The organism is Paenarthrobacter sp. NPDC058040, assembly GCF_042885775.1.
GTDB lineage: Bacteria > Actinomycetota > Actinomycetes > Actinomycetales > Micrococcaceae > Arthrobacter.
In genome coordinates this window covers 295146-306818 of the sequence record NZ_JBHVRN010000008.1, presented here as the reverse complement: position 1 = coordinate 306818, position 11673 = coordinate 295146, and the positions used below count along the sequence as shown (strand labels likewise).

12 protein-coding genes are annotated in these 11673 nt (G+C 64.2%); 2 read left to right on the top strand and 10 right to left on the bottom strand.

From position 1 onward, the window contains the following. Both ACFVSJ_RS13705 and pgl read left to right on the top strand, forming a co-directional pair. Nucleotides 1-774, top strand: a 774-nt coding sequence (locus ACFVSJ_RS13705; protein WP_387437342.1) for a glucose-6-phosphate dehydrogenase assembly protein OpcA, incomplete at its 5' end; no start/stop codon positions are given. Beyond that, entirely contained in the window at nucleotides 764-1582 is an 819-nt protein-coding gene (gene pgl, locus ACFVSJ_RS13700) for a 6-phosphogluconolactonase (protein ID WP_387437341.1), read from the top strand. The genes ACFVSJ_RS13705 and pgl, both read left to right, overlap by 11 nt. Here pgl and ACFVSJ_RS13695 read toward each other — a convergent pair. The 10 genes from ACFVSJ_RS13695 to uvrC form a co-directional block, all read right to left on the bottom strand. After that, entirely contained in the window at nucleotides 1535-1930 is a 396-nt protein-coding gene (locus ACFVSJ_RS13695; RefSeq protein ID WP_387437339.1) for an RNA polymerase-binding protein RbpA, read from the bottom strand. The two genes, pgl and ACFVSJ_RS13695, sit on opposite strands and share 48 nt — an antisense overlap. Nucleotides 1931-2074: 144 nt before the next feature. Continuing rightward, complete coding sequence (gene secG, locus ACFVSJ_RS13690; RefSeq protein ID WP_017198454.1) at nucleotides 2075-2332, bottom strand: preprotein translocase subunit SecG; 258 nt, start codon at nucleotides 2330-2332, stop codon at nucleotides 2075-2077. Nucleotides 2333-2368: 36 nt separating this feature from the next. After that, entirely contained in the window at nucleotides 2369-3184 is an 816-nt protein-coding gene (tpiA, locus tag ACFVSJ_RS13685; protein WP_387437338.1) for a triose-phosphate isomerase, read from the bottom strand. Nucleotides 3185-3260: 76 nt separating this feature from the next. Further along, nucleotides 3261-4487 carry a phosphoglycerate kinase gene (locus ACFVSJ_RS13680; protein WP_387437337.1) on the bottom strand — a complete coding sequence of 409 codons (1227 nt, stop codon included), beginning with the start codon at nucleotides 4485-4487 and terminating at the stop codon, nucleotides 3261-3263. A 9-nt stretch (nucleotides 4488-4496) separates the two neighbouring features. Further along, the gene (gene gap, locus ACFVSJ_RS13675) at nucleotides 4497-5507 is read right to left on the bottom strand and encodes a type I glyceraldehyde-3-phosphate dehydrogenase (RefSeq protein ID WP_387437336.1); all 1011 of its coding nucleotides are present in this window, start codon (nucleotides 5505-5507) and stop codon (nucleotides 4497-4499) included. 269 nt (nucleotides 5508-5776) lie between these two features. Further along, on the bottom strand, nucleotides 5777-6400 hold the full coding sequence (locus ACFVSJ_RS13670; RefSeq protein ID WP_387437335.1) for a superoxide dismutase: 624 nt from the start codon (nucleotides 6398-6400) through the stop codon (nucleotides 5777-5779). 176 nt (nucleotides 6401-6576) lie between these two features. Continuing rightward, entirely contained in the window at nucleotides 6577-7557 is a 981-nt protein-coding gene (gene whiA / locus ACFVSJ_RS13665; RefSeq protein WP_018777554.1) for a DNA-binding protein WhiA, read from the bottom strand. 13 nt (nucleotides 7558-7570) lie between these two features. Further along, the gene (gene yvcK, locus ACFVSJ_RS13660) at nucleotides 7571-8587 is read right to left on the bottom strand and encodes a uridine diphosphate-N-acetylglucosamine-binding protein YvcK (RefSeq protein WP_387437334.1); all 1017 of its coding nucleotides are present in this window, start codon (nucleotides 8585-8587) and stop codon (nucleotides 7571-7573) included. After that, nucleotides 8588-9511, bottom strand: coding sequence for an RNase adapter RapZ (rapZ, locus tag ACFVSJ_RS13655; protein ID WP_387437333.1), 924 nt, complete (start codon nucleotides 9509-9511; stop codon nucleotides 8588-8590). It abuts the gene before it with no gap. 111 nt (nucleotides 9512-9622) lie between these two features. Beyond that, nucleotides 9623-11635 carry an excinuclease ABC subunit UvrC gene (gene uvrC, locus ACFVSJ_RS13650; protein ID WP_387437332.1) on the bottom strand — a complete coding sequence of 671 codons (2013 nt, stop codon included), beginning with the start codon at nucleotides 11633-11635 and terminating at the stop codon, nucleotides 9623-9625. Nucleotides 11636-11673 lie beyond the last annotated feature (38 nt).

The window sequence follows — 11673 nt, the reverse complement described above, 5'->3', positions numbered from 1 at the left end:
GAACACCCCTGCCGGATCATCGTCCTGGCCGACGCCGGAGCCCACAACCCGGACCGGCTCGACGCGCAAATCCGCGTCGGCGGGGACGCCGGCGCGTCCGAAGTGATCGTGCTGCGCGGCTACGGACAAATGGCCCACGAAAGCGAATCCCTCGTCGCCGGGCTCCTCCTGCCCGACGCGCCCATCGTCGCCTGGTGGCCCCACGGCGCCCCCGCCTCAGCCTGCGAAACCTCCATCGGAGCCATCGCCCACCGCCGCATCACCGACTCCGCCAACGAACCCGACCCCGCCCAAGCCCTCGACACCATCCGCCAAACATACAAAGCCGGCGACACCGACCTCGCCTGGACCCGCCTCACCAACTGGCGCATCCAACTCGCCGCCGTCCTGGATCAGGTGGACAGCGATCCGGTGTCGGCAATTGCCGTAGAGGGTGCCTCGGACTCCCCCAGCACACTCCTGCTGGCTGCGTGGCTGACGTTGGCATTGCAGGCACCGGTGACAATCGTGGCCGACCCCGCCGGGACCGGCATCCGTCGCGTCCGGCTCACCCGCGCAAGCGGCGATGTGCAGTTGTTCCGTCCGGGCCTGTCCGTTGCGGAGTTGACCCAGCCGGGGCAGCCTGCGCAGCGGATCACCCTGCCGCGGCGCAGCCTCAAGGACTGCCTCGCCGAAGAACTCCGCCGGCTGGACCCGGACGAAGTCTTCGGAGAAGTGATTACGATGGGACTGCCACTTACCAGCCAGAGGAGAGTCCAGACCAGTGCACGCTGAGCCCAGAGTAAGCATCCATCCCGACTCCAAAGTGCTGATGGCTGCCATTGCGGCACGCCTCATCACCAAGCTTGTGGATGTCCAGGACAAGCACGGCGAAGCCACGGTGGTCCTCACCGGTGGGACCGTGGGCATCGGTACCCTACGGGCAGTAGCCGAGTCGGCAGCCGCCCCGGCTGTTGACTGGTCGCGGGTGAACTTCTGGTGGGGCGACGAACGATTCGTAGCCGGCGACAGTGCGGACCGGAACACCCGGCAGGCCCGTGAGGCTCTTTTGGCCCACCTGCCCGTGGATCCCGAGCGAATCCACGAACCCGGATCGTCGGATGACTTCGCCACTGCCGAAGAAGCCGCCGAAGATTACGCCGCCAAGCTGCGGGCAGCCGCCGAAGCGGAGCACGCCGCCGATATGTCCGACGACCGCCCCGAAGAGCCGGGCGACCTGCCCCGCTTCGACGTCCTGCTGCTGGGTGTTGGCCCAGATGCGCATGTTGCTTCATTGTTCCCTGAGCAGGCAGCGATCCGGGTCAAGGACCGTACGGTGGTGGGCGTTGAAAACTCACCCAAGCCGCCGCCGTCGCGCGTTTCCCTGACCTTGCCGGCCATCAATACTGCCCAGGAAATCTGGATGGTCGTGGCCGGAGAAGACAAGGCCGGCGCCGTCGGTCTTGCTTTGGCGGGCGCAAACCCCGTACAGGTACCGGCGGCCGGCCCCGTGGGCCGCTCGAGGACCCTGTGGCTTATCGACGAAAACGCAGCTTCACGTGTCCCGCAGCAACTGGTCCGGAAGGACCCCGCGGGCGCGTAGCCTTTCAAGCGCTCCGGCCAGGACGACTTCCGCGTCCTGGCTGGAGCGTCTTTCTTTAACGTAATCCAGGTGCGACTTGAAGATTTCGTCGTCAGGGCGGGCAGCGGCCGGGTGCAGGGGGTCCCTTGAAGCCGGAAGCCCGCACTTGGGGCAGTCCCATGTCTTGGGGATCTGCTCGTCAGGCAGCTTAAGAAAAACAAGCCGCGTTTCGTGTCCCTTGGCGCACCAATAGGGAACACGAATACGCGGCAACTGCTCTCCGTCACTGTGATCGCTTTGATTTCTCGGTGCGGACCCTTGGGTCACTCCCACACGGGTGCCCCGGTAACCAGGCGTGCCATGAACCATTTCGAACCCCTAGCGACTCGGTGGTCGGCCGTACGGCCCTTGGGCCTGACGGCCAACACCGACAGTCTAATGCCAGGTGCACGACGGCGGCACCAGTGTTTGGTGCCGCCGTTCAGGATAGCGTGACGAATTTTCCGGAGGGACTCAGGAATCCCCGCCGGAGGTAAAGCGCATGATGAGGCCGAGTCCGATGATGACCACGCCCCAAGTGATACCTAGGATGATGGTGAACCTGTTCAGGTTCCGCTCTGCAACCCCTGACGAGCTCAAACCGGAGCTCATGCCACCACCGAACATGTCGGACAAGCCGCCACCACGGCCCTTGTGCAGGAGAATCAGCAGCGTCAGCAGAAGGCTGGTGATGCCCAGCAGAATCTGCAGGATAACTTGAAGAACGTCCACGACGGCCTTTCGAAGAAGCGGAAAACGGGAGCCGGACTAGTCCGTGACGAGGTGGCTCTCGAACCTGACAATGTTAGCAAACTCCGCCGGGTCGAGGCTGGCGCCACCCACAAGGAGCCCGTCCACATCTGCCTCGGCCAGAATGGCAGCGGCATTGTTGGCCTTGACGGAACCGCCGTACAGCAGGCGGGTCTTGGCAGCAACGTCAGCATCGAAAAGTTCGGTGAGTTCGGCGCGGATGGCGGCACACATTTCCTGGGCGTCTTCCGGACCCGCCACTTCGCCGGTTCCGATGGCCCAGACAGGTTCGTAGGCGACCACGAGTTCGGCGGCCTGCTCAGCCGTGAGGCCTTCAACGTCCGAGCGAAGCTGTGCAAGCGTGTGCTCCACGTGCGTTCCAGCCTGGCGGACGTCAAGTCCTTCGCCGACACAGAGGACGGGGGTGACCTCGTGACGGAAAGCGGCCTTTACCTTGGCGTTGAGGACCTCGTCTGTTTCGTTGTGGACGGTCCGGCGCTCACTGTGCCCCACAAGGACATAGGAGCAACCCAGCTTGTTGAGGAACTGGCCCGAAATATCACCGGTGTAGGCACCCGAGTCAAACTGGGACAGGTCCTGGCCACCGTAGGCGACATCGAGGTCGTCACCCTGGACGAGCGTCTGCACGCCGCGAAGGTCGGTGAACGGCGGGAAGACGGCTACTTCCACGCGGTTGTAGTCATGCTTCGCGTCGTCAAGGGTCCACGCGAGCTTCTGCAGCAACGTGATGCCCTGGACGTGGTCCAAGTTCATCTTCCAGTTGCCTGCGATAAAGGGTTTGCGGACAAAATTGCCGTTGGCAGAGGTAGTCACGTGAACTCCAAAGGGATGCGTTGAAATGTGGACGGCCGGCGGAACGCGAAGGCGTCCCGCCGGCCGGTTGCTGTGTTTAGCGGTCCAGGACGCTGAGTCCGGGAAGGTCCTTGCCCTCCAGGTACTCAAGGCTGGCACCGCCACCGGTGGAAATGTGGCCGAACTGCGAATCGTCGAAGCCGAGGGTGCGGACCGCGGCGGCTGAATCGCCACCGCCAACCACACTGAAGGCGACGGAATCCGTCAGGGCCTGTGCAATGGCGCGCGTTCCGGCGGAGAAGGCCTCGAATTCGAACACGCCCATGGGGCCGTTCCAGAAAACGGTCTTTGCCCCTTCGATTTGGGCGGCAAAGGCCGAAGCGGTCTCAGGTCCAATGTCCAGTCCGATGCCAGACGTTCCATAGGAGCTTTCTTCGATGGCGTCGGCCTTGACCACCTCGTGCTCGGCATCTGCCGCAAAGCGGCTGGCAACCACCACGTCGGTGGGAATGACGAAGGAGGTGCCGGCGTCAGCGGCGCGCTTGAGGTAATCCTGGACCACGGGAATCTGGTCCTCTTCGAGGAGGCTGCCCGCTACCTTGTGTCCGGCCGCCGCGAGGAAGGTGAACAGCATGCCGCCTCCCACCAGGATGGTGTCGGCCTTGCCCAGGAGGTTGTCGATGACCGCCAGCTTGTCGGAGACCTTTGAACCGCCAAGGACAACCACATACGGCCGCTGAGTGTCCGTGGTGAGCTTGCGGAGTACTTCGACTTCGGTGTGGACGAGGTCACCCAGGTAGGACGGCAGGCGCGTGGCGACGTCGTAGACGCTGGCATGCTTGCGGTGCACTGCCCCGAAAGCATCGTCCACGAAGGCGCCGTTGTCTGCGGTCAGGGCCACCAGCTCATCAGCGAAGGCGCCGCGTTCGGCGTCGTCCTTGCTGGTTTCGCGGGCGTCGAAGCGGACGTTCTCCAGGATCAGGGCTTCGCCGTCCTGAAGGTCGGCTGCGAGGGCCTTGGCGGACCCGCCAACGGTATCGTCGGCCAACGTCACCTTGAAGTCTGCCAGTTCCGCGAGACGGGCTGCTGCAGGCTTCAGGGAGTACTTTTCCTCGGGGGCACCCTTGGGGCGGCCGAGGTGGGCGGTTACGAGCACACGGGCACCGGCGTCCGAGAGCTTCTTGAGGACCGGAAGGGAGGCCTTGATGCGGCCGTCGTCGGTCACTGTAGAGCCGTCGAGCGGCACATTGAGGTCACTTCTGACCAGAATGTACCGCCCGCGGACACCTTCAGCGATGAGTTCGTTGAGGGTGTGAGATGTCATGTGTCTACCCTAGCCCAGCTTGGATGCGACGAGCTCCGTGAGGTCGACGAGGCGGTTGGAGTAGCCCCACTCGTTGTCATACCAGGAAACAACCTTGACCTGGTTGCCGATGACCTTGGTCAGTCCGGAGTCGAAGATCGACGACGCGGGGTCGCCGACGATGTCGGAGGAGACGATCGGGGCGTCCGTGTAGCTCAGGATGCCAGCCCACTGCTCGGACTCGGCGGCAGCCTTCACGGCAGCGTTGACTTCCTCGACGGTGACTTCGCGGGAAACGGTGACGGTGAGGTCCGTAGCGGAACCGGTGGGGACCGGAACGCGGATGGCGTAACCGTCGAGCTTGCCCTTGAGCTCCGGCAGGACCAGGCCGATGGCCTTTGCAGCACCGGTGGAGGTGGGCACCATGTTGATCGCAGCAGCACGGGCGCGGCGGAGGTCGCCGTGGGGGCCGTCCTGAAGGTTCTGGTCCGCGGTGTAGGCGTGGACCGTGGTCATGAGGCCACGCTCGATGCCGAAGGCGTCGTTGACCACCTTGGCCAGCGGGCCGAGGCAGTTGGTGGTGCAGGAAGCGTTGGAAATGATGTTGTGCGCTGCGGGGTCGTACAGGGAGTCGTTGACGCCCATGACGATCGTGATGTCCTCGTCGCTCGCGGGTGCGGAGATCAGGACCTTCTTGGCGCCGGCGTCGATGTGCTTCTGCGCTGCCGCGGCCTTGGTGAAGAAGCCCGTGGACTCGATGACGATGTCTACGCCGAGGTCGGCCCAGGGAAGGTTGGCGGGATCGCGCTCTGCGAGTACCTTGATGGACTTGCCGTCGACGACGATGTTGCCGTCCACAACTTCCACCGACTGGGTCAGGCGGCCACCGACGGAGTCGTACTTCAGAAGGTGGGCAAGGGTCTCAGGGCTGGTGAGGTCGTTGACGGCGACGATCTCAAGGTCTGCGCCCTGGGCCAGCGCTGCGCGGAAGTAGTTGCGGCCGATGCGGCCGAAGCCGTTGATACCAATTCGGGTGGTCACTGTTTGTCAATCTCCTTGGTGCTCTTGCAAGCACGCCTCGTGAGTTGGATTTGAGGTCCAACCAACAGACCCCGCACGTCATTGGGCAGAGGTGATTATCAGATCGGAGGGCGACCAGCCACGTTGCTGAAGGCTAACCGCCTTCCGTGACCCATCTTACGTTTAACTAAGCCTGCCCCCGCAACTGCGGGGGCAGGCATTTCAGCATTTGGCCCTAATTCACTAAAAAGGTGACTTTTGTTACATTTTCGTCAACCGAGGCTCACCAGCTAAAGGACGATGAGGCCCGTGGCGTTCGCGCGTGCTGCTTCGAAACGCTTGGCTACATCTGCCCAGTTGGCGATGTTCCAGAATGCCTTGACGTAGTCGGCCTTGACGTTGACGTAGTCCAGGTAGAAGGCGTGCTCCCACATGTCGAGCATGAGCAGCGGGGTGGTGCCAACGGCAACGTTGCCCTGCTGGTCGTAGAGCTGTTCGATGAGGAGGTTGCCGCCAATGGGCTCGTAGGCGAGGAATGCCCAGCCTGAGCCCTGGAGGCCCAGAGCCGCAGCGCTGAACTGCGCGCGGAAAGCATCGAAGGAGCCGAAGGCGTCGTCGATTGCAGCTGCCAGTTCGCCTTCAGGCTTGTCGCCGCCGTCCGGGGAGATGTTGTTCCAGAAGACGGAGTGGTTGATGTGGCCACCGGTGTGGAACGCGAGGTCCTTGGAGAGGCGGTTGATGTTGGCGTAGTCGCCCTTTTCGCGGGCTTCGGCCAGCTGGGCAAGGGCGTTGTTCGCGCCGGCCACGTAGGCAGCGTGGTGCTTGCTGTGGTGCAGCTCCATGATCTTTGCCGAAATGTGCGGTTCGAGTGCTGCGTAGTCGTAGCCGAGCTCGGGCAGAACGTACTCTGTCACGAAATCCTCCAATGTCATGGACCGAAGTCCGGTTTGGTAACTCTCGTTGTGTTCATCCGACCGGCTGGGCGGCCGGAAATCTCTGGCGAAGAAGCCTGTAGGAGCCTCCACCGGGCGTCAACCCGCGGGGGCTCCGCAGTATTTCCTCCGCACCCTGTCGATTCTAGGGGCGTGACCTACTCGTCCATCATTTCGGGAGTCACATTTGCTTCCGTACCCGGAATTCCCAAATCCAAAGCGCGCTTGTCCGCCATGGCCAGCAAACGGCGGATACGTCCGGCAATGGCGTCCTTGGTCATGGGTGGATCGGCCAGGCGGCCGAGCTCGTCCAGGCTGGCCTGCTTATGCGCAACGCGTAACTCCCCCGCGTACTTAAGGTGGTCCGGAACGTCGTCGCCCAGAATCTCCAGGGCACGGTCCACCCTGGCACCGGCAGCGACAGCGGCTTGCGCAGAGCGTCGCAGGTTCGCGTCGTCGAAGTTCGCGAGCCTGTTCGCCGTCGCCCGCACCTCCTTGCGCATGCGGCGCTCTTCCCAGACCATCAAGGCATCGTGGGCGCCCATACGGGTCAGGAGGGCTGCAATAGTGTCACCATCCCGGATGACCACGCGGTCAACGCCGCGCACTTCGCGTGCCTTGGCCTGGATGCCGAGGCGTCTCGCCGCGCCAACCAGGGCCAGCGCCGATTCCGGTCCGGGGCAGGTGACTTCGAGGGAGGATGAGCGGCCCGGCTCGGTGAGGGAACCGTGGGCAAGGAAGGCTCCACGCCAGACGGCTTCGGCGTCGGCCGCGGAACCGTTCACCACGACGGAGGGCAGTCCCCTCACGGGCCGGCCGCGCCCGTCCAGCAAACCGGTCTGACGGGCCAGGGCTTCGCCGTCGCGGACCACACGGACCACGTAGCGGCTCCCGCGCCGAAGCCCGCCCCCGGAAACGACGATGATCTCGCTCTGGTGGCCGTAAACCTCGGCAATGGCCGCCCGGAGCCGCCTGGCGGTGGATGCCAGGTCCACCTCGGCCTCGATGACGATCCGTCCCGAGATGATGTGCAGGCCGCCGGCGAACCGGAGCATGGCCGAAACTTCGGCTTTGCGGACTGAGGACTTCTTGATGTCCAGCCGGGACAGCTCGTCCTTGACCGACGCGGTAAGTGCCATCGCGTATGTGTTCCTAACTGTTCCCAAAAATATCGTGGTAGGCCGCTGCCAGGAGCAGTGGATCGTGGACGGGGCGGCGCCTCGACGCCCCTACTCTACCCAACACCACTTCCGCCCCGATCATCCCCGCGGCCTTCTCGAAAGCCTTGAGGTCCTGGATGGCCGTGGGGTCGGCCAGGACGACGTCCACACTGAACTCCGGGGCATAGCGGCGCAGCACGTCGAGGTGGTCCGCCGCTGTCATGCCCGAAGTTTCTTTCGTTTCCACGTCCAGGTTCATGGTCAGGCAGCGCTTTGCCGTCGTTTCGCCGAGGGCCTGGCGCAGTTCCGGGAGCAGGAGATGGGGAAGCACGGAGGTGTACCAGGATCCCGGCCCCAGGATCACCCAGTCGGCCAGTTCGATCGCCGTCAGCGCCTCAGTGCAAGCCGGGGCATCGCCCGGCAGGAGTTGAACGTCCTCGAGTTTCCCGGCAACGGCGCACTTGGCTTGTCCGCGGACGGTTTGGAGTTCGTGTCCACCGTCGGGCAGCTCTACCCGGGCCTGGCCTTCAATGGTCAATGGCACGCTGGACATGGGCAGGACCTGCCCGCGGGCGCCCAGCAGGGCCCCCGCCCATTTCAGCCCGGCAACCGTATCTCCCAGCAATTCCCAGAGCGTCACGATCAACAGGTTGCCCATGGCGTGGTGGTCCAGCGAACCACCCTTGGCAGTGCCCGCGTTGAAGCGGTGCTGCATCACGTCGCGCCACGTTCTGCCCCAGTCTGTGTCGTCGCAGAGGGCGCTCAGTGCCATGCGCAAATCACCGGGCGGCAGGACGCCGTACTCGTCGCGGAGGCGCCCGGAGGAACCGCCGTCGTCCGCTACCGTCACGATCGCGGTCAGCTCGGAGGTCAACAGGCGAAGTGCCGACAGGGAGGCTGCGAGGCCGTGGCCTCCCCCGAGGGCCACTACCGACGGACTCTTGTGCTGTTGGCTGCCGGGAACGCCCTTGGGCGGAATCAGCGGCAGTGGGCCGGTCAGGACGCCCATCTACTCGCGCCCCAGGTCGCGGTGCGTGGTGGTGACGGTGACCCGGGGATATTGCGCGAGCCGTTTGGAAAGTTCGACGGCGACAGCCACCGAACGGTGCTTCCCCCCGGTGCAGCCAACCGCCAAGGTGGCGTAGTGCTTGTTTTCCTGGCGGTATCCGTCGAGCACCGGCTCCAGGGCACTGACGTACCGGTCAACGAACTCGTGGACCCCGCTGGCTGCCAGCACGTAGTCGCTGACGTCCTGGTCAAGGCCGGTGTGCGGGCGCAGTTGCGGTACCCAGTGCGGGTTGGGGATGAAACGGGCGTCAGCCACGAAGTTCGCGTCAACCGGCAGGCCGTACTTGAAGCCGAAGCTCATGACGTTAAGCCGCAACGTCACGGGGCCGGTGTCGCTGAACAGCTCCGTGATGGCAGTTGCCAGGCCATGGACGTTGTAGTCAGTGGTATCCAGGACGACGTCGGCGTGCTCGCGAAGTTCCCGGAGAACCTCCCGCTCGATGCCGATGCCGTCGAGGATGCGGCCTCCGCCTTGCAAGGGGTGGGGACGGCGGCCCTGCTCGAAGCGGCGGACCAGGACGTCGTCGCTCGCGTCCAGGAACAGCACCCGGAAGGTAATCCCGGTGGCACTCAGGGCGCCTAGAGCGGACTGGATGTCCGTGAACAGGTCCTTGCTGCGAACGTCCACGACGACGGCCAGCTTGGGAATCGACTTCGGGGCATGCGAGACGATCTCTGCCAAGGTACCGAGCATCTGCGGCGGCAGGTTGTCCACGACGTACCAGCCGTGATCCTCCAAGGCATCCGATGCGGTACTGCGGCCCGCGCCGGACATGCCGGTCACCACCAGCAGTTCCGCCTCCGGTGGCTTGACGGGCGTCATGCCGTCCTGCTCCGCGCCGGATCCTGGCGTTGCCTCGTCCATCAGTGGTCCCCGTTCCTCGGAAGTCGTCAGTCCGTCCATGGCGCTGCCCGGAGGCAAGCACGCCCACCGGCGGCATCGCGTCAGCGGCCACCGGTCAAGTTCTTACCCTAGCTAAGATTCAAGGATTTCGCCGGTGGTCATGTTGATGGCCGGGGCGGCCTCACCTGCGTTTTCTCCCGAACCGAGGTGCTGGGCCACCGCCGCCGCGAGAGCAGGCCCGATGCCCTTGGCCGAGGTCAGTTCTTCCACGCTGGCGGCTTTGATCTTCTTGAGCGAACCGAAGTGGGCCACGAGTGCCTTGCGCTTCGCTTCGCCCAAGCCGGGAACGCCGTCCAAGGCGGAGACCGTCATGGCCTTGCCTCGCTTCTGCCGGTGGAACGTGATGGCGAAACGGTGGGCTTCGTCGCGGATGCGCTGGAGGAGGTACAACCCCTGGGACGTCCTGGGAAGGATCACCGGGAAGTCGCTGTCCGGCAGCCATACTTCTTCGAGCCGTTTGGCCAGGCCCACGACGTAAACGTCCTCGATTCCCAGTTCCGCGAGTGCACGGGCTGCCGCATTGACCTGCGGTTGTCCACCGTCCACCACCACCAGGTTGGGTGGGTACGCGAACTTCGCCTTGGGCGCCGGCAACGTGGGGTCCGACGGCGATGCGTCCGTTGGGGTCTTCGTGGCAGCCTGCGTCGGGTTGACGATTTCACCGGAGACCGGGACCTGGGCAGCTTTGTCGTTCAGGTAATGCCTGAACCGGCGCGTCAGGACGTCGTGCATGGCAGCGGTGTCATCGGCAGCAGCGGGTCCGGTGATGGAGAACTTCCGGTAGTCCGACTTCTTGGGCAGCCCGTCCTCCACCACCACCATGGAGGCCACCACGTTGGTGCCCTGTACGTGCGAGATATCAAAGCACTCGATGCGAAGCAGCGGCACCGGAAGCTCCAGGGCCTCCTGCAACTCCTGGAGTGCCAGGGAGCGCACAGTGATGTCTCCTGCCCGCCTGGTCTTGTGGAGTTTGAGTGCCTGCTCCGCGTTCTCCCGGACCGTGGACATGAGCGCGGCTTTGTCCCCGCGTTGGGGAACCCGGATGTCCACCCTGGCGCCGCGCAGTCCACCGAGCCATTCGGCCAACTCGGCGTGGTTGCTGGGGTTCTCCGGCACCAGGACCTCGCGTGGGATGCGTCCCTGGACCTCGCTGTCCTCGCCATACACCTGCTGCAGCAAGTGCTCTATGAGCTCGGGCGTGGTGGCATCTTCCACCTTCTCAACCACCCAGCCACGCTGTCCCCGGACCCGTCCCCCGCGCACGTGGAAGACCTGGACGGAGGCCTCCAGTTCGTCGTCATGCAGGGCGAAGACATCGGCATCCGTATCCTCGGCGAGGACCACGGCATTGCGTTCGAAAACCTTGCGCAGGGCGATGATGTCGTCCCTGAGGCCTGCTGCGCGTTCGTAATCAAGTTCAGCGACGGCGGCTGCCATATCCTTTTCCAGCCTGCTGATGAAGCGCTTGGCCTCACCGCCCATGAACGAGCAGAAATCCTCCGCCAGGGCACGATGTTGGTCCGGAGTCACCCGGCCAACGCAGGGAGCCGAGCATTTGTCGATGTACCCCAGGAGGCACGGCCGTCCGCTGGCCTCAGCACGCTTGAAGACGCCCGCACTGCAACTGCGGACTGGAAAGACCCTGAGCAGCGTGTCCATGGTTTCGCGGATGGCTCCGGCAGTATACGGGCCGAAATAACGCGTGCCCTTCCGCCGCTCACCACGCATCACCTGGACCCGAGGGTACTTCTCCCCCATGGTGACGGCCAGGTACGGGTACGTCTTGTCGTCCCGGAAAACCACGTTGAAGCGTGGCTTGAATTCCTTGATCCAGGTGTATTCCAACTGCAACGACTCGAGCTCGCTGCCCACCACCGTCCACTCCACGCTGCTCGCGGCATGGACCATGGCGTGGGTCTTGGGGAGCAGGCCTGCGGGGTTGGCGAAGTAGGAGTTGAGCCTGGAGCGAAGGTTCTTTGCCTTGCCGACATAGATCACGCGGCCATGCGGGTCGCGGAACCTGTAGACGCCCGGGGTGGTGGGAATTTCGCCCGTTTGCGGACGGTAACTTGCTGGATGTGCCACGGTTCAAGTCTAGTGAACGGCACCGACAGCAAACGCCA

Bases quoted from the DNA above. Each gene is read 5' to 3' on its own strand.
- ACFVSJ_RS13695 (WP_387437339.1), bottom strand. From the start codon at position 1,930: ATGGTTCATGGCACGCCTGGTTACCGGGGCACCCGTGTGGGAGTGACC.
- ACFVSJ_RS13680 (WP_387437337.1), bottom strand. From the start codon at position 4,487: ATGACATCTCACACCCTCAACGAACTCATCGCTGAAGGTGTCCGCGGG.
- whiA (WP_018777554.1), bottom strand. From the start codon at position 7,557: ATGGCACTTACCGCGTCGGTCAAGGACGAGCTGTCCCGGCTGGACATC.
- yvcK (WP_387437334.1), bottom strand. From the start codon at position 8,587: ATGGGCGTCCTGACCGGCCCACTGCCGCTGATTCCGCCCAAGGGCGTT.
- rapZ (WP_387437333.1), bottom strand. From the start codon at position 9,511: ATGGACGAGGCAACGCCAGGATCCGGCGCGGAGCAGGACGGCATGACG.